Origin of the sequence: Muricauda sp. SCSIO 64092 (assembly GCF_023016285.1) — a bacterium.
Classification (GTDB): Bacteria; Bacteroidota; Bacteroidia; order Flavobacteriales; family Flavobacteriaceae; genus Croceivirga.
This window is the reverse complement of sequence record NZ_CP095413.1, coordinates 73,176-93,739: the sequence shown is the minus strand read 5'-3', so window position 1 is coordinate 93,739 and position 20,564 is coordinate 73,176. Positions and strand designations below refer to the sequence as shown.

Genomic DNA, 20,564 nt, shown 5'->3' with positions numbered 1-20,564 from the left:
GCGAGGGCAAACATGCCCTTCATATGGGTCACACTGCTCGTATTCCAATCGGAGAAATTGTTCGTTGCTATTCCCTTAAGTGAGGTACATTCGGCAAACATATAGCCCATATTGGTCACATTACTCAGGTCGGGGGCGTCGGTTGCCAGAACGTCCATATTGCTACAGTTCCAAAATGCCTTTTCCATGGTGCTCCAGGAGATACTGCTGCCCCATTGGTCCACCGAGAGCAGCTTCTTCTTGTCCCCCTCATTGTTGAACCATATCCTGGTCAGGCCCCCGGAACCGGAGGTATTGCGGAGGGCCACCTGTATCTCCCCGGCGGCATAGTTATGGGTGGTGACATCCACGAGCAGGGACCCGGACACGGTCTGGTTCGTCAGTTCATAATCGCCATCAGCGCCCAGGTCCACATCGTAGGTCCCAATGGCGGGGATGGTGATGAAGTTATTGTTGGACTGACCATCATTGGTCGTGTCCCAGGTGGTCACGAATACGCTTGCGGGATCGTCCGCCCATACGTTCACGGTCGTCTCGCAGGTGCTTGTGTTGTTGTGGCCATCGATCATGGTTAGGGTGACCGTGTTCGCACCCAGGTGCGAGGTGGTGAAACTGCTTTGGGACAGGCCCAGTGAGGCAATCCCACAGGTATTGTCAGGGCCGTTGTACACAAGGTCTGGCGTCAGGGTAGCCGCATCGTTGGTGTCCAGTTGGAGCACGACCACTTGCTGGCACAGGGCTAGTGGCAGGGGAGTTCCCGCTTTGTCGCCGACAATGTTGAGGGTCAGCGCGGCACGCTCGGTACCGGCGGTGCAGTAAACCAGGTCGAGAGCGCCTATATCGGGTGTGTTAGTAAGGTTTTGGCCGTGCCAACCCTTGAGGGTGGCGTCCCAGTTGGCCACCGAGAGGCCGCTGTCGTCCAGCATATTGGCGCCATCGGTCACCTTTGCCATACCCCAATCCCCCAAGTTTTGGTCAAAAGCAGTTGCACCATTGAATATGGAAAGCATATTGGTCACGTTGCCGGTGTTCCAACCGCTGATGTCCTGATTGAAGTATTCGGCAAGGGAGAACATATAGTTCATATCGGTCACGCCACTGGTGTTCCAGGAACCGATGTCCCCGTTAAAGGCCCTTGCACCATAGAACATCTTGCCCATATCGGTCACCTTGCTGGTGTTCCAATCACCGATGTCCCTGTTAAAGACCCTTGCGCCAATGAACATATTACGCATATTTTGCACCTCGCTCGTGTCCCAGGAACTAATGTCCTGGTTAAAGTCGTATGCGTTATTGAACATGGATTCCATATCAGTCACGCTGCCGGTGCTCCAGCCGCTAATGTCCTGGTCGAAATCCTGAGCATGGTAGAACATCCCTTCCATATTTCTAACATTGCTCACATCCCAACCGTTGATGTCCTGATTGAAGTATTCGGCAAGGTAGAACATCTTGCCCATATCGGTCACGCCGCTGGTGTTCCAGCTACCAATGTCCTGATCAAAGCGCCATGCGTTAGAAAACATTTCGGTCATGTTTTTGACACTGCTTACGTCCCAACCGTCAATGCCCTTGTTAAAGGATTCAGCATCCGCAAACATGAAGTTCATGTTCGTAACTTTGCTTACGTTCCAGCTGCCAATGTCCTGGTCGAAGGATTCGGCCGCTTGAAACATGGCGGTCATATTGGTCACATTACTGGTGTTCCAATTGGAGAAGCTTGCCGTTCCCCGAAGTGAGTAGCACATGAAAAACATGTAGCCCATATGGGTCACATTGCTCAGGTCGGGGGCATCGGTTGCCCTGACATCCATTTTGCTACAGCCGTAAAATGCGCCCTCCATGTTGGTCCAGGCTATGCTGCTGCCCCATTGGTCCACGGAAAGCAGTTTCTGTCGGTCGCCTGTATTATTAAACTGTATCCCGGTCAGGTCACCATTCCCAGATACAGCATTACGGAGGGCCACTTGTATCTTGTCGGCAGTATGGTTAGTGATATCCACGGTCAGGGTCCCTTGCTGGTCGAACAGGTCATAGGTTCCATCATTGCCCAGGTCCACATCATAGGTCCCCGTGGCCGGAATGGTGATGGAGGTGCCGTTGGTCGTGTCCCAGGTGGTCACAAATACGCTTGCGGGATGCTCCACGATTACCGTGGCCCCGCACTCATCTGTATTCAAATCGGGGTCGGTCACCGTCAGGGTGACCGGGTTCGGGCCAAGGTGGGAGGTGGTAAAGGTTCTCTTATCAACAGTACCTCCACTACCATCGGATACTTTGAAGTCCAGGTCCCCGCAGGTATCCCAGGAACCGTCGTCCAAAAGGGAAGCATCCAGGGTGGCTGTACCGTCGGAGCCCAATCGGAGCGTCACCTCCTCCTTGCATGCAGCTTCCGGATCGAAATTTGACAGGCTGTCACCGGTAATGTTAAAGCCTTCAGATATCAGTGCAGCACGTTCGGTAGCGGCGGAACAGTAGGTCAGGCCGGAAGCCCCGATGGTCACATCGTTGGTAAAGTCCTGATCTTCCCAACCAATAATCGTGGCGTCCCAATTGGCAACCGAGAGCCCACTGTTTTTGAGCATATCGGTGCCATTGGTCACCTGCCCCATGTCCCATGTGCCCAGGTCCTGGTCAAAAGTGCCTGCGCCACTAAACATGTAGCTTATATCGGTCACACCGCTGGTGTTCCAGGAACCGATGTTCTGGTTAAATGTACTTGTGCTATTTGTATCATTTGGTAGTGTACCAAACATCCAGGTCATATTGGTCACGTTGCCGGTGTTCCACGAACCAATGTCCCGGTTAAAGGCGTATGCATTCAGGAACATGCCGCTCATATTGTTCACACTGCTTGTATTCCAGGAACTGATGTCCCCGTTAAAGGCTTTTGTGTAGGCAAACATGCCGGACATATCAGTCACGCTGCCGGTGTCCCAGGAACCCAGATCCTGATCAAAGGTGTCCATGGCCCGGAACATGTTGACCATAGTGGTCACCTTGGCCACATTCCAGGAATCCAGGTCCTGGTCAAAGGCAGCGGCAAACCGGAACATCCAGCTCATATCGGTCACGTTGCCAGTGTTCCACGAACCGATGTCTGCATTAAAGAGGGTTGCTGCGGAAAACATGTAGCTCATATCGGTCACGCCGGACACGTTCCAATTGGACAGGCCCGTTGTCCCCTCGAACGACTCACAACCGGTAAACATCTCACTCATATTGGTCACATTACCCACATCCCAGGAACCGATGTCCCCGTTAAAGGCCCTTGCAATGTAAAACATACCGGACATATTGGTCACGGTGGACACATTCCAACCGGGGAGGCCTGTTGTCCCCGTGAGGAATCTACTACAGTATTTGAACATCTTGGACATATTGGTCACCCCGGACAGGTCGGGGGCATCAGTGGCCTTGATCTCCAAATATATACAGCCATGAAATGCGTCCTCCATGGTGCTCCAGTGGATATCGCTGCCCCATTGGTCCACCGAGAGTAATTTCCGCCTGTCACCTCCATTGTTGAACCGTATCCCGGTCAGGCCCCCGGAACCGGAGGTATTGCGGAGAGCCACCTGTATCTGACCTGCAGCATAGTTATGGTCGGTGACATTTATATCGATAGTCCCGTTTTTGTTCGTCAGTTCATAGCTGCCGTCAGCGCCCAGGTCCACATCATAGGTCCCCACAGCGGGGATACGGACGGAGTTGCTATTGGTCGTGCCGGATTTGGTGGTGTTCCAGGTGGTCACGAATACGCTTGCGGGATCGTCCGCCCATACGTTCACCGTGGCCTGACAGGTGTTTGTGTTGTTGTTGCCATCGGTCACCGTAAGGGTGATCACGTTTGCGCCAAGGTTGGCGGTGGTGAAATTTTTCTGGGAAACACTTAGTGTGACGTCCTCCTTCGTACAAGCATCGCTGGAACCGTTGTCTACATCGTTGGTCGTCAGGGTGGCCGTACCGTTGGTGTCCAGTTGGAGCACGACCACTTGCTGGCACAGGGCCTCCGGGGGAACGGTTTCCACACCATCACCGGTAATGTTAAAGCCTTCATCTATCAGCGCGGCACGTTCGGTAGTGGCGGTACAGTAACCCAGGCCGGAAGCCCCGATGGTCACATCGTTGGTAAAGCCCTGCCTCTGGCCGTACCAACCGATCAGCGTGGCATCCCAGTTGGCAACCGAGAGCCCACTGTTGTCAAGCATACCAGTGCCATTGGTCACCTTTGCCATATCCCAATTCCCCAGGTCCCGATCAAAGGCACTTGCATCATAAAACATGTTGCCCATATCGGTCACCTCGCTGGTGTTCCAGGAACCGATGTCCCGGTTAAAGGTGCTTGCGGAGTGGAACATGTAGCGCATATTGATCACGCTTTCTGTGTTCCAGGAACTGATGTCCTGGTCAAAGTTGATTGCCTCATAAAACATGCCGTCCATACGGGTCACGCTGGCCGTGTTCCACGAACCGATGTCCTGGTCAAAGACCGTGGCGCCATAGAACATGCCCCACATACTGCTCACACTGCTGGTGTCCCAGGAACCAATGTCCTGGTCAAATGCGCTTGCGTTCCGGAACATGAAGTCCATATAGGTCACGCTGGAAACATTCCAGGAACCAATGTCTGTATTGAAAGCACTTGCGTCAGAAAACATGTTTTTCATATTGGTCACACTACTGGTGTCCCAGGAACCGATGTCGCGGTTAAAGGTGCTTGCACCGGAAAACATGCCCTCCATATCGGTCACATTGCCGGTATTCCAACCGGAGAAGTTGTTCGTCGCCGTTCCTTTAAGTGAGGTACATTCGGCGAACATCCAGCTCATATTGGTTACATTGCTCAGGTCGGGAACATCGCTTGCCAGCACATCCAGATTGGAACATTGGAGAAATGCCTCCTCCATAGTGCTCCAGGCGATGCTGCCGCCCCATTGGTCCACCGAGAGCAGCTTCAGTTTGTCGTCCGTCTGATTTAGGGCGAAACGTATCCCGGTCAGGTTCCCGGAACCGGAGGCGGCATTGCGGAGGGCCACCTTTATCTCCCCTGTGGGATAATTATGGGTGGTAACATTGATTTCGGTTGTCCCTTCCTGGTTCACCAATTCAAAGGAGCCATCATTGCCCAGGTCCACATCGTAGTTCCCCGTGGCGGGGATGGTGATGGAGTTACTTTTGGAGGAGCCAGATTTGGTGGTGTCCCAGGTGGTCACAAATACGCTTGCGGGATCATCCGCCATTACATTCACCGTGGTCTGACAGGTGGCCGTGTCGCCGTTGCCCTCGGCCACCGTTAGGGTAATCGTGTTCGCACCCAGGTGGGAGATGGTGAAACTGCTTTGGGACAGGCTCAGTGAGGCAATCCCGCAGGCATCACCAGGATCGTCGTACACAAGGTCGGTCGTCAGGGTGGCCGTACCGTTGGTGTCCAGTTGGAGCACGACCACTTCCTGGCACAGGGCTAGTGGCAGGGGAGTTCCCGCGCTATCGCCGGTTATGTTGAGGGTCAGCGCAGCACGCTGGGTGCCGGCGGTGCAGTAGGTCAGTCCGGAGGCGCCAATGGTGACCGTGTTGGTGAAGTCCTGATTCTTCCAACCGATCAGCGTGTTGTCCCAGCTCTCCATGGAGAGCCCACAGTTGTAGAGCATATCGGTTCCATTGGCCAACTGCTCCACATACCAGCCACCCAAATTCTGGTCAAAGACGCTTGCATTAAAAAACATCCTTTGCATGTTGGTCACGTTGCCCACATTCCACGAACCAATTGCGCCGTTAAAGGAACTCGCGCTCCGGAACATATCGGACATATTTTTCACCCTGGCCGTGTTCCAGGACCCGATGTTTCCGTTAAAGGCACTCGCCCTGGCAAACATGTCTTCCATATTGAGTACCTCGCCCGTGTCCCAGGAACCAATGTTTTGATTAAAGGCGCTTGCGCCATTGAACATGTTGGCCATACTGGTCACTTTGTTGGTGTTCCAGGAATTGATGTTCCCGTTAAAAGCACTTGCACTGGAGAACATGTAAAACATATTGGTCACATTGCCGGTATCCCAGGAAGCGAGGTCCTGATTAAAGGTTGTTGCACCATTGAACATGCCACCCATATTGGTGACCCTGCTGGTATTCCAAGAACCGAGGTCCTGGTCAAAGACGGTGGCATTCCGAAACATGTCGCCCATATGGGTCACGTTCTTGGTGTTCCAGGAACCGATGTCCTGGTTAAAGTTGCTTGCACCCGAAAATAGGGATCCCATATTGGTCACATTGCTTGTGTTCCAACCAGAGAAGTTGTTCGTTGTTGTTCCCTTGAGTGCGGTACACCCGAAAAACATGTAGCCCATGTTGGTCACATTGCTCAGGTCGGGAAAATCGGTTGCCAGCACGTCCAGATTGGAACATTGGGCAAATGCATTGTTCATGGAGCCCCAGGCTATGCTGCTGCCCCATTGGTCCACCGAGAGCAGCTTCAGCTTGTCATTCGTCTGATTTAGGGCGAAACGTATCCCGGTCAGGTCCCCGGAACCGGAGGTAGCATTGCGGAGGGCCACCTGTATTTCCCCGGCGGTATAGTTATGTTCGGTGATATCCACGCTAAGGGTCCCGCCCTGGTCCAGCAGTTCATAGCTGCCGTCATTGCCCAGATCCACATCGTAGGTCCCTGACAAAGGAATGTTGAGGGAGTTCCCGTCGGATATACCGGATTTGGTCGTGTCCCAGGTGGTCACAAATACGCTTGCGGCATCCTCCACGGTTACCGTGGCCGTGCAGGAGTTCGTCTTGCCGTTGCCACCGGTGACCGTCAGGATCACTGTGTGCTTATCATCAATATCGGAAGTGGTAAAGCTGTTCTTCGATAAGCTCAGCGAGGTGCCTCCGCAACCCACGCTACCGTCGTCTACAAGAGCGGGGGCCAGGGTGGCCGTACCGTCGGGGCCCAATCGGAGCGTCACCGCTTCCTTGCATACCGCCTCCGGATCGGCATCTGACACGAGGTCACCGGAAATGTTGAGGGTCAGGGCGTCACGCTCGGCATAGGCCTTACAGTAGACCAGCCCTAAAGCGTTAATAGTGGGCGTGTTGGTGAAGTTCTGCCCGTGCCAACCGATCAACGTGTTGTCCCAGTTGTCCACGGAGAGCCCACTGTGGTTGAGCATGGCGAAACCACCACCGAAACTGTCACTGCTCAATGCCCCCAAGTCCCATTTGCCCAAGTTCTGGTCAAAGGCGGTTGTGCCCAAAAGCATGCCGACCATAGTGGTGACGTTGCCGGTGTTCCAGGAACCAATGTCCCCGTTAAAGGCGGTCAAACCACTAAACATGCTGGTCATATCGGTCACATTGCTGGTGTTCCAGGTGGAGAAGCTCGTCTCTCCCTTGAGTTTCGTGCATCCGGTAAACATCCAGTACATACTGGTCACGTTGCTCAGGTCGGGGGCATCGGTTGCCGTAACTTCCAGATTGCTACAGCCGTAAAATGCATCCTCCATGGTGCTCCAGGGGATACTGCTGCCCCATTGGTCCACGGAGAGCAGCTTCTCCCGGTCACCCACATTGTTGAAATGTATCCTGGTCAGTTTTTCGGTACTGGAGTGGTTGCGAAGGGCCACCTGTATCTCCCCTGCCACGTAGTTGTTGCCGTCGGGATCGCTATAGTTGGTGACATTCACGGTAGTTTCATCGGTCTGATCGAACAGGTCATAGATACCATCATTGCCCACGTCCACATCGTAGGTCCCCGTGGCGGGGATGGTGATGGAGTTGCTCGCGGATGAGTGGACATTGGTCTTGGTCGTGTCCCAGGTGGTTACGAAGGTGGAGACAGCATAACTCTCCACGGTCACTGTGGTGGTACAGGTGTCCGTATTCCCATTGGGGTCCGTTGCGGTAAGGGTCACCGTTTTTGTGCCGAGATCGGCGGTGGTAAAGTTGCTCTGGGACAGGCTCAGCGAAACGGGTCCACAGGTAGTCTTGCTCGAACCATTGTCCACAAGGTCGGTCGTAAGGGTGGCCGTGGCGCTGGCGTCCAGGTCCAGTTGCAATGTCAGCGATGGATGGCACTCGGCATTTGGCAGGATTTCCGGGCTGTCCCCGACAAAGTTGAAAGGCAGCGCAGCACGCTCGGCATAGGCGGTGCAGTAGACCAGGCCATCGGCACCGATGGTGGGCGTGTTGGTAAAGTCCTGTTTGTGCCAGCCTTTGAGCGTCGCGTCCCAGTTGGCAATCGAGAGCCCACTACCATCCAGCATACGCATGCTTGTGACCAGGGCCCCCAGGTTCCAATCCCCCAGGTGCTGATCAAAGGCGGTTGCGTAATTGAACATGTTGGTCATGTTGGTCACGTTGCCCACATTCCAGGAACCGATGTCCTGGTTAAAGCCGCTTGCGATGGAAAACATGCCGGTCATGTCAGATACGCTTTCTGTATTCCAGGAATCGATGTCCTGATTAAAGGAAGTTGCATCCTCAAACATCCACGTCATAGTGGTCACCTTGCCCACATCCCAGGAACCGATGTCCCGGTCAAAGACGGTTGCGCCATTGAACATGCCAGTCATATTGGTCACCTTACGGGTGTCCCAGTTGGAAAAGTCCGTTGCTGTTCCAGTAAACGCGCTACAGCCAGCGAACATGTAGCTCATATCGGTCACGTTGCCGGTGTCCCAGTTGGAGAGGGTCACCTTGGAGAGGTTCGCATTCCCCATAAATGAGGAACACCCGCGGAACATGCTTTCCATACTGGTCACCTTGCTAAGATCCGGGGCATCCGTGGCCTTGACCTCCAGGTTGGTACAGCCGTGAAATGCTTTCTCCATGGAGGTCCACGCAATACTACTTCCCCATTGGTCCACGGAGAGTAGCTTATGCTTGTCGCCTGTATTGTTGAACTGTATCCCCTCCAGTTTCTTGTTCTCGGAAGCGGTATTAAGAAGGGCCACCTGGATCTCCCCGGCGGTAAATTTATTACCGGTAGTATGGTTGAAATATTTGGTGACATCCACGGTTATGGTCCCGGTCTTGTTCGTCAGTTCATAAAACCCGTTATTGCCAAGGTCCACATGGTAGGTCCCAATGGCGGGGATTGCGATTTCGTTGCTCTCGGACGAGCCGTTGCTGGTTTTGGTGGTGTCCCAGGTGGTGACAAATACGCTTTTGGGATCATGATACATTACATTTACCGTGGTCCGGCAGGTGTCCGTATGGCCGGAGGCGGATTTCACGGTAAGGGTCACGGTGTTTGGGCCAAGATGGTTGGTGGAAAAGATGTTTGGGGACACGGAATAGGACAAGGACTCGACCCCACAGAAAGTGTAGGAACCGTTATCCACAAGTAATGGTTCCAGGGTGACCGTGCCATTGGTACCCAGTTGGACTGAGGCCGTCTTGCAATATGCCACCGGCCGGGAAACCTTTGGGCTGTCGCCGATAAAGTTGAAATCAAACTCCAACTCCAACTCTTGGCGCTGTCTATAGGCATGGCAATAGACCAGTCCCAGGGCACCGATGTTTACAGTATTGATCTTGCTTAGGTCCTGATTGTGCCAACCGATCAGTGTAGCGTCCCAGTTGTCAACGGAAAGCGCTGTATTGTCCAGCATATGGGCGCCATAGGCCAGCTTTTTCAGGCTCAAATTGCCCAGGTCCTGGTCAAAGGCGGTTGCGCCATTGAACATGTTGGTCATATAATATACCTTGGAGGTGTTCCAGGAACCAATGTCCTGGTTAAAGGCGGTTGCCCCGTAAAACATGCCGCTCATGGATTCCACCTGGCCTGTGTCCCAGGAACCGATGTCCCGGTCAAAGGTGGTTGCCCCTTTGAACATATTGGCCATACTGGCCACGTTGCCGGTGTTCCAGGAACTGATGTCCTGGTCAAAGGCGCTTGCACCACTGAACATATTGCGCATATTCGTCACTTTGCTGGTGTTCCAGTTGGAGAAGCTCGTATTCCCCTTAAGTGAGGTACACCCGGAAAACATACTGGACATACCGATCACGCTACCCAGGTTGGGCGTGTCGGTCGCTTTAACGTCCAGATTGCTACAGCCGTCAAATGCAGACCTCATAGTGCTCCAGGAGATACTGCTGCCCCACTGGTCCACGGAGAGCAGTTTATCCCTATCGGCCGCATAGGCGTATGTCCAAAAGCTTATCCTTTCCAGGGTCCCGTTCCCAGAGATGGCATTCCGGAGGGCCACCTGTATCTCCCCGGCAGGATAATTATAGGTGGTGACATTTATCTCGGTGATGTCGGTTTGGTCCACCAATTCAAAGGAGCCATCGTTGCCGAGGTCCACATCGTAGGTCCCCGTGGCAGGGATGGTGATGGAGTTATCGTCGGACCTGCCAAAATAGGTCGTGTTCCAGGTGGTGACAAATACGCTTGTGGGATCTTCCTCCCATACGTTTACCGTGGCCTGGCAGGTATCCGAGTTCCCATTGCCGTCGGTCACCGTAAGGGTCACCGTATTTACGCCGGTATTGGAGGTCGTGAAATTGTTCGGGGAAATGCTCAGCGAGACGCTTGCGCAGGTATCGCTGGAACCGTTGTCCACAAGGGCGGGATCCAGGGTGGCCGTGCCGTTGGTACCCAGTGTGAGCGTCACTAGCGACTTGCACCGGGGCGTTGGATCGGTGTCCTCCGGGCTGTCGCCGGTAATTTTGAGGGTGAGCGCGGCACGCTCTTCGTAAGCCTTGCAGTAGGTCAGGCCGGAGGCCCCGATGGTGGGGGTGTTGGTAAGGTTCTTCCCATACCAACCGATGAGGGTGTTGTCCCAATTGTCCACAGAGAGTGCAGTACCGTTGAGCATGGAGCCGCCAAGGCTTAGTTTCCCCAGGTTCCAAGCCCCCAGATTCTGGTCAAAGGCGCTCGCGCCATCGAGCATGGAGACCATATTGGTCACATTGCCCACATTCCAGGAACCAATGCTTTGGTTAAAAGCGGTTGCGCCCTTGAACATGGAGCCCATAGTAGTTACATTGCCGACATTCCAGGAACCGATATCCTGGTTAAAGGCGGTTGCGTCCTGGAATAGCGATCCCATATTTTCCACTCTGGCCACATTCCAGGAACCAATGTTTTGGTCAAAGGCCGTTGCCCCAGAAAACATGGTTTGCATTGTGGTGACCTTGGCCACATTCCAGGAACCAACGTTTTGGTCAAAAGCCGTTGCAAGAAAAAACATATGGCCCATATTGGTTACGCTGGCCACATTCCAGGAACCGATGTTTTGGTTGAAGGCCCTTGCCTCCCGGAACATGGATCCCATATTGGTTGCGCTGGCCATATTCCATGAACCAATGTTTTGATCAAATGCGGTTGCTTGCCGGAACATTCCTGACATGTTGGCCACGTTGCCCGTCTCCCATGAACCGATGTTTTGGTCAAAGGCGGTTGCGCCCTGGAACATAAAGTCCATATTTTCCACCTTGGCCACGTTCCAGGAACCGATGTCCTGGTTAAATGTATTTGCACTTAGAAACATGCCGGTCATATCGGTCACCCCGCCGGTGTCCCAGGAACCGATGTTTTGATCAAAGGCGGTTGCGACAGCAAACATATGGCCCATATTGGACACGCTGCTTGTGTTCCAGGAACTGATGTCCCCCTTAAAGGCGATCGCGCTGGCAAACATCCCTGACATGTTGGTCACCTTGGCCGTGTTCCAGGTGGAAAGGCCCGTTGTCCCTGTAAGTGCAATGCACCCGGCAAACATCTCGCCCATATTGGTCACACTGCCCAGGTCAGGAGCATCGATTGCCTTGATCTCCAGATTGGAACAGCCATGGAATGCACCCTCCATGGTGCTCCAGGCCATTTCGTTGCCCCATTGGTCCACAGAGAGCAGCTTCCGCCTGTCGCCCGTATTGTTGAACCATATCCTGGTCAGGTTTCCGGATTCGGCATTGCTAAGGGCCACCCGTATTTCCCCGGCAGGATAATTATAAGTGGTGACATCGATTTCTGTGGTTCCGGTCTGGCCCCGCAGTTCGTAGCTACCGTCATTGCCCAGATCCACATCATAGGTCCCCATGGCGGGGATGGTGATGGAGTTCCGACTGGAGGTGCCGGGTTTGGTCGTGTCCCAGGTGGTCAGAAACAGGTCTGTATCAAGTTCTACAATTTTCACCGTGGCCGTGCAGCTGTCCTCGGTGCCGCTGATATCCGTCACTGTAAGGGTCACCGTTTTTTCAACATCGACTTCAGTAAAGCTGGTATGGGACAGTTCCAGTGAAATCCCGCAGCCATCGCTACCGTTGTCCACAAGGGAAGGATCCAGATAGGTCACGCCGTTGATGTCCGGTCGGACTTGCACATCCTTGCACTCCGCTTTCGGTTGGATATTTGACAGGGTGTCATCGGAGATTTTGAGGCTATTTTGTATCAAATCGGCACGCTCTATAGCGGCTCTACAGTAAACCAACCCTTCAGCGCCAACGGTAGGGGTGTTGGTAAAGTCCTGGCCGTGCCAACCCATTAGGGTGGCGTCCCAATTGTCCATGGAGAGCCCACTGCCGTCCAGCATATCCATGCCATTGGTCAACTTCCCAAGGTTCCATGCGCCAAGGTTTTGGTCAAAGGCAGTTACGTCCGCCAGCATGCCGGTCATATCGGTAACTTCACTTGTGTTCCAGTTACCAATGTTTTGGTCAAAGGCACTTGCCCCCCGAAACATCGCGCGCATACTGGTCACGTTACCCACATTCCAGGAGCCGATGTCCTGGTTAAAGGCACTTGCCCTCCAAAACATGCCGGCCATATTAACCACCTTGCCCGTGCTCCAGGAACCGATGTTCTGGTCAAAGGCGGTTGCATCGACAAACATATTGGCCATATCGGTTACGCCGGCCGTGTTCCAGGAACGGATGTCCCCGTTAAAGGCACTTGCTTTCTGAAACATGAGGCCCATATCGGTTACGTTGCCCGTGTTCCAATCCAAATCTTGGTCAAAGGTGCTTGCCCTGAAGAACATCCGATCCATAGAGGTCACTTTGGCGACATTCCATGAACCGATATCACCGTTAAAAGTGCTTGCGCCGGAGAACATCCGTTCCATAGTGGTCACCTTGGCCGTGTTCCAAGAACCGATATCTCCATTGAAATTGCTTGCCCCAGAGAACATGTAGCCCATATGGGTCACATTGCCCGTGTTCCAGTTGGCGAAGCCCGTCCTCCCGGTGAGTGAGTTGCACCCGTTGAACATTGAAACCATATTGGTCACACCACTCATGTCGGGAACATCGGTGGCCTCTATTTCCAGTTGGGTACAGCCATGGAATGCCCCTCCCATGGCGCTCCAGGGGATACCGTCTCCCCATTGGTCCACGGAGAGCAGCTTCTGCTTGTCGCCCGTATTGTTGAACCGTATTCCGGTGAGGTTTCCGGTGAGGGCATTGCGGAGGGCCACCTGTATTTCGCCGGCGGTATAGTTATATTCGGTGATATTTATCTCAATGGTTCCGGTCTTATCCCGCAGTTCATAGGTACCGTCATTACCAAGGTCCACATCATAGGTCCCTATGGCGGGGATTTGGATGGAATTCCCATTGGAGGTGCCGGATTTGGTCGTATCCCAGGTGGTAACAAAAGGGTTTGTGGATTTCTCCTCTATGGTGACGGTGGCCGGGCAGGTATCCTTGTTTCCATTGGAGTCGGTTACTGTAAGGGTGACCGTGTTCGCACCAATATCGTCCGTAGTGAAGCTGTCCTTGGATATACTCAAAGAAATCCCACAGGCATCGCTGGAACCATCATCCACAAGATCGGCCGTCAGGGTGGCCGTGCCGGTAGGATCCAGTTGGATTGTCGCTGATTTGCAACGTGCATCCGGAGGGGTGGTTTCCGCGCGGTCATCGACAATGTCAAGGGTCAGTTCGGCACGCTCGGCATAGGCTTTGCAGTAGATCAGGCCATCCGCGCCAATAGTGACGGTGTTGGTAAATTCCTTACTATGCCAACCCTTGATCGTGGCGTCCCAGCTGTCCTGGGAGAGCCCACTGTTATCGAGCATATCGGTACCATTGGTCAACTGCTCCAGGTCCCAGCCCCCCAGGCTCTGGTCAAAGGCCGTTGCGCCATTGAACATCTGGCCCATATCGGTCACCTTGCTTGTATTCCAGGGACCGATGTTCCCGTTGAAGGCGCTGGCGTCCCGGAACATGTCGCCCATATTGGTCACCCCGCTTGTGTCCCAGGAACCCAGATCCTGGTCAAAGGCGCTTGCGACAGCGAACATGTAGCCCATATCGGACACGCTGCTTGTGTTCCAGGAACCGATGTCCTGGTTAAAGGCCACTGCCCCGGCGAACATCCCCAACATATTGGTCACGCCGGCCACGTTCCAGGAACCGATGTCCCGGTCAAAGGTGCTTGCACCTGCAAACATGTTTTGCATGGTGGTCACCTTGGCCACGTTCCAGGAACCGATGTTCCCGTTAAAGGCGGTCGCGTTCATGAACATGTTGTCCATATCGGTCACGCTGGCGGTGTTCCATGTGGGGAGGCCCGCCGTCCCCGTAAGTGATGTACACAGGCGGAACATCTGCTCCATAGTGGCCACCTTGCCCAGGTCGGGGGCATCGGTTGCCAAAACGTCCATATTGGTACAGCCCCAAAAGGCGTTTTCCATGGTGCTCCAGGGGATACTGCTGCCCCATTGGTCCACGGAGAGCAGCTTCTTTCGGTCGCCCGTACCGTTAAAATGTATCCTGGTCAGGTTCCCGTTGCCGGAGATGGCATTGCGAAGGGCCACCTGTATCTTCCCAGCGGGATAGTCATGGTAGGTGACATCTATCTCGATGGCCCCGGTCCGCTCCAGCAGTTCATAGCTGCCATCGTTGCCGAGATCCACATCGTAGGTCCCCGTGGCGGGGATACGGACGAAGTTCGCATCGGAACCGGGTCTGGCCGTGTCCCAGGTGGTGATGAACAGGTCCGTGGGAGGATGCTCCACGGTCACCGTGGTCTGGCATTCGTCCGTCTTGTTGTCGCCATCGGTGACCGTCTTGTCGTTGCCATCGGTGACCGTCAGGGTCACCGTGTGCTCGCCGATATCGCCAGTGGAGAATTCGCTCTTGGACAAGCCTAGCGAGATGCCTGCACAACCCGTGCTACCGTCGTCCACACGATAGGGGTCCAGGGTGGCCGTACCGTCGGGGCCCAGTCGGAGTGTCACCGCCGCCTTGCACGCCGCCTCCGGATCGGCATCCGACAGGAGGTCACCGGAAATGTCAAGGGTCAGCGCGGCCCGCTCTTTGTAGGCCCTGCAGTAGGTCAACCCCAAAGCGTTAATGGTGGGGGTATTGGTGAAGTCCTGGCCGTGCCAACCGATCAGCGTGTTGTCCCAGTTCTCCACGGAGAGCCCACTGTTGTTGAGCATGGCGATACCATTGGTCAACTTTCCCAGGTCCCATGCGCCCAGGTTATGGTCAAAAGCGGTGGTGCCTAAAAGCATGCCGATCATATCGGTAACATTGCTGGTGTCCCAGGAACCGATATCCTGGTTAAAGGCACTCGCACCACTGAACATATTTCTCATATTGGTCACGTTGGCCGTGTTCCAGGTGGAGAAGCCCGTCCCTTCCTTGAGTGCCGTGCCGGTAAACATGTATTCCATACTGGTCACGTTGCTTAGGTCGGGGGCATCGGTCGCCTTAACGTCCATATTGCTACAGCCGTAAAATGCATCCTCCATGGTGCTCCAAGGGATACTGCTGCCCCATTGGTCCACGGAGAGCAGCTTCTCCCGGTCACCCCCATTGTCGAAATGTATCCTGGTCAGGTCCCCCTTTCCGGAGATGGCATTGCGAAGGGCCACCTGTATCTCTCCTGCCGCATAGTTGTTACCGTCGGAATCGGTATAGTCGGTGACATCCACGGTAATTTCATCGGTCTGGTCCGTCAGTTCATAGCTGCCATCAGCGCCCAGGTCCACATCGTAGGTCCCCGTGGCGGGGATGGTGATCTCGTTGCTCCTGGATGAGTGGGTATTGGTCTTGGCCGTGTTCCAGGTGGTGACAAATGCGGTTGTGGGATAGGCCAATGCGGTCACCGTGGCCTGGCAGGTGCCCGTCTCCCCGCTGGTGGTGTCCTTCACGGTAAGGGTGACCGTGTTCGTGCCGATATCGTTGGTGGTGAAACCGCTCGGGGACACACTCAGGGAGGTTCCACAGTCATCGCTGCCGTTGTCCACCAGGGAGGCATCCAGGGCAGTGGTGCCGTTGAAGTTCAGTTGGATTGTCGCCTCCCGGCACTGCGCCATCGGCAGGATGGTTGCCTTGCTATCGCCACTGATGGTGAGGGTCAGCGCGGCACGCTCTGTTACGGCCTTACAATAAACCAGTCCCTGGGCACCGATATTGGCCGTGTTGGTAAGGTCCTGCTTGTGCCAACCGATCAGTGTGGCATCCCAGTTGTCCACAGAAAGTCCACTGTTCTTTAGCATAACGTCGCCATCGGTCAACTGTCCCAGGTCCCAGTTCCCAAGGTTCTGGTCAAAGGCGCTTGCGCCAGAAAACATGCTTTGCATAGTGGTCACCTTGGCTACGTTCCAGGAACCGATGTCCTGGTCAAACATGCTTGCGTTCATAAACATATAGTCCATATCGGTCACACCGCTGGTGTTCCAATTGGAGAAGCTCGCAGTTCCCTTAAGGGAGGTACACCCTCGAAACATCCGGGTCATATCGGTCACCTTGCCCAGGTCGGGAACATCGGTCGCCTTAACGTCCAGATTGCTACAGCCGCTAAATGCATCCTCCATGGTGCTCCAGGCGATGCTGCTGCCCCATTGATCCACGGAGAGCAACTTCTGACGATCGGCCGTAGTGCTGAAACGTATCCCGGTCAACGTTCCGGAGACCGCATTGCGAAGGGCCACTTGTATCTGTCCAGCGGTATAATTATAGTCGGTAACATCTATCTCGATGGTTCCGCTCCGATCGAACAATTCAAAGCTGCCATCATTGCCTAAATCCACATCGTAGGTCCCCAAAGCGGGGATGGTGATGGAGTTCGCGTCGGATGTGCCAGTGCCAGTTTTGGACGTATCCCAGGTGGTCATAAATACGCTTGCGCGAGGCTCCACATTTACCGTTGTGGTGCAGGAAGATCCCCAAGTACGATTGTTAAACGCAATTAAGGTGACCGTGTTTTCCCCAAGGTCATTGGTCGAGAAGCTGCTCTGGGACACGCTTAGCGACTTTATACCACAGGTATCATAGGACCCATTGTCCACAAGATCGGGTGTTAACGTCGCTGTTCCACTGGCATTCAAATGAAGCGTTACCTTCTGCTTGCACTGGGCAACAGGCCCACCAACTTTCTCTTTGTCGCCAACAAAAATGAAGCTCATCGCGTCACGGTATGGTCCAGCGTTGCAGTAGAACAGTCCTTCGGCACCTATGGTAGGTGTGTTGGTAAAGTTCTGAACGTACCAACCGATAATCGTGGCATCCCAGTTTGAACCGGAAAGTCCACTGTTGTCAAGCATACCGGTACCATTTTGATGTGGACCTGGACCTGAGTACGCATCGTAAAGTTCACCCAGGTACCAATTGCCCAGGTTTTGATTAAAGGAGGTCGCGCCTTTGAACATTTCTGTCATACCGTTGGCGCTGCTGGTGTTCCAGGAACCAATATCCTGGTTAAAGGTTGTTGCACCCTCAAACATCGAACCAAAATTGGTGACCTTGGCCACATTCCAGGAACCGATGTACGCGTTAAAAGAAGTTGCGTTCAAGAACACCCATCGCATACTCCGCACGTTGCTCACGTCCCAGGAGTCAAAACTTGCATTCCCCTTAAGTGAGGTACACTCGCCAAACATACCTTCCATACTGGTCACCTGGCTTACGTCGGGGGCATCGGTCGCCACAACATCCAAATTGGCACAGCCCCAAAATGCACCATAAATGGAACCGCTCCACGATGTATCGGTTCCCCATTGGTCCACGGAAAGTATTTTCAGCTTGTCGTGTTTATTGACAAAAAATATCCCACCAAGGGTTCCGGCCCCGGAGATGGCACTGCGAAGGGCCACTTGTATCTCTCCGGCGGTATAATTATAGACGGTAACATCTATCTCGATGGTTCCGCTCTGATCGAACAATTCAAAGCTGCCATCATTGCCCAGGTCCACATCATAAGTTCCCCTGGCTTGGATGCGGATGGAGTTGCTGTCGGACGAACCGGATTTGGTCGTGTCCCAGGTGGTGATGAACAGGCTTTCGGGATCGTCCCCGTCCTTCCTTACGATCACCTTGGCCTGGCAGCTGTCCGTGTTCCCATTGCCATCGGTCACGGTAAGGGTGACCGTGTTCGCCCCGACGTCGGCGGTCGTGAAACTGTTCTGGGACGCACTTATGGAGATCCCACAGCCTTCGCTGCCATCGTCCAGAAGGGAGGTATCCAGGGTGGCCGTACCATTGGCATCCAGTTGGATCGTCGCCGTTTTGCACTGTGCCTTCGGTAGGGGGATTTCCGCTCTGTCGCCGGTGATGTCCAGGGTCAGCGCGGCACGTTCGGCAACGGCCCCGCAATAGACCAGTCCGGAGGCGCCGATGGTGGCCGTGTTGGTAAGGTCCTGCTTGTGCCAACCTTTGAGCGTGGCGTCCCAGTTGGCAACCGATAGCCCACTGTATTTGAGCATATCGGTACCATTGGCCAGCTTGGCCACATTCCACAGACCGATGTCCCGGTCAAAGGCACCTGCGCCAAAAAACATGGCCTGCATAGTGGTCACCTCGACCACGTTCCAGGAACCGATGTCCCGGTCAAAGGCATCTGCGCCATAAAACATGGCCTGCATAGTGGTCACCTTGGCCACGTTCCAGGAACCGATGTCCCGGTCAAAGTTGCTTGCGTCCATAAAGGTGTAGTCCATCTCGGTCACGCTGCTTGTGTTCCAATTGGAGAAGCCCGCCGTCCCCTTAAGTGACGAACACCCCCGGAACATCCCGGTCATATCGGTCACCTTGGCCAGGTCGGGAACATCGGTCGCCTTAACATCCAGATTGCTACAGCCGTTGAATGCATCCTCCATGGTGCTCCAGGCCATATTGCTGCCCCATTGGTCCACGGAGAGTAGCTTTCGACGGTCACCCGTATTGTTAAAATATATCCCGGTCAGGGTCCCTTTTCCGGAGGTAGCATTGATCAGGGCCACCTTTATCTCCCCAACGGCATAGTTATGCTCGGTGACATTCACGGTAATTTCACCGGTCTGGTCCACCAGTTCATAGGTGCCATCATTGCCCAGGTCCACATCATAGGTCCCCCTGGCGGGGATGGTAATGGAGTTCCCTTTGGATGTGCCGGCCTTGGTGGTATCCCAGGTGGTGACGAACATAGTGAGGGCATAGGGCAACACGTTTACCGTGGTCCGGCAGGTGTCCGTATTGCTATTGAAATCGGTCACGGTAAGGGTGACCGTGTTCTCCCCGAGGTTGGCGGTCGTAAAACTGTTCGGGGAAACGCTCAGCGAGGAAATCCCGCAGCTATCGCTGCCGTTTTCCACCAGGGAGGGATCCAGGGTCATCGTGCCGTTGGCGTCCAGTCGGATTGCCGCCTCCTGGCACCGCGCCGTTGGCAGGGTATTTGCCCTGCTATCGCCGGTAATACTGAGGGTCAGTGCGGCACGCTCGGGAGCGGCGGTGCAGTAGATCAGTCCGGAGGCCCCGATGGGGGTGGTATTCTTAAAATCCTGCCCGTACCAACCCTTGAGCGTGTTGTCCCAGTTCTCTATGGAGAGCCCACAGTTGTAGAGCATATCGGTACCATTGGTCAACTGCGCCAGATTCCACCCACCCAGGTTCTGGTCAAAAGCGCTTGCATTAAAAAACATCCTTTCCATGTCGGTCACACTGCCCGTTTTCCACGAACCGATCGCCCCGTTAAAGGAACCCGCGTTCCGGAACATATCGAACATATTCTCCACCTTGGTCGTGTTCCAGGAACTGATGTTCCCGTTAAAGGCGCTTGCATCGGAAAACATCCATCGCATATTGCTCACGTTGCTCACATCCCAGGTGTCGAAACTTCTACTCCCCTTAAGTGAACTGCATCCCATGAACATCTTGGACATATCACCCACACTGCTAAGATCAGGGGTATCGTACGCTTTGACCTCCAGATTGGAACAGCCGTGAAATGCCCCCTCCATAGTGCTCCAGGCTATGCTGCTGCCCCATCGATCCACGGAAAGTAGCTTTTGCCGATCATTCGTATTGTTGAAATATATCCTGGTCAGGTTATCGCTCGGTGATGAGACCGCATTGCGCAGGGCCACCTGTATCTCCCCGGCGGGATAGTTAAAGAGGGTGACATCTATCTCGGTTGCCCCTTCCTGGTCCTTCAGTTCATAGGTGCCGTCATTGCCCAGGTCCACATCGTACATCCCCCTGGCGGGGATGTGGATGGAGTTGTTGCCGGTCGTGCCGGGTTTGGTGGTATCCCAAGTCGTGATGAATTCACTTTGGGCAAAGAGGCCCGTAGTCATCCATAGACATATAAAAAAGGGAAGCACGGACCCCTTTGGGCCCGTTGGGTAGTTTGTTCTCAT

Annotated in this window: 1 protein-coding gene (only partly in view); it reads right to left on the bottom strand. The window is 54.2% G+C overall.

Annotation, left to right across the window (positions count from 1 at the left end; genetic code table 11):
- On the bottom strand, positions 1-20,564 hold the 5' portion of the coding sequence (locus L0P88_RS00350) for a BspA family leucine-rich repeat surface protein (protein WP_247132665.1). It extends 9,256 nt beyond the left edge of the window; 20,564 of the gene's 29,820 nt are visible here — the first part of the coding sequence; it begins with the start codon at positions 20,562-20,564; its stop codon lies off the left edge, out of view.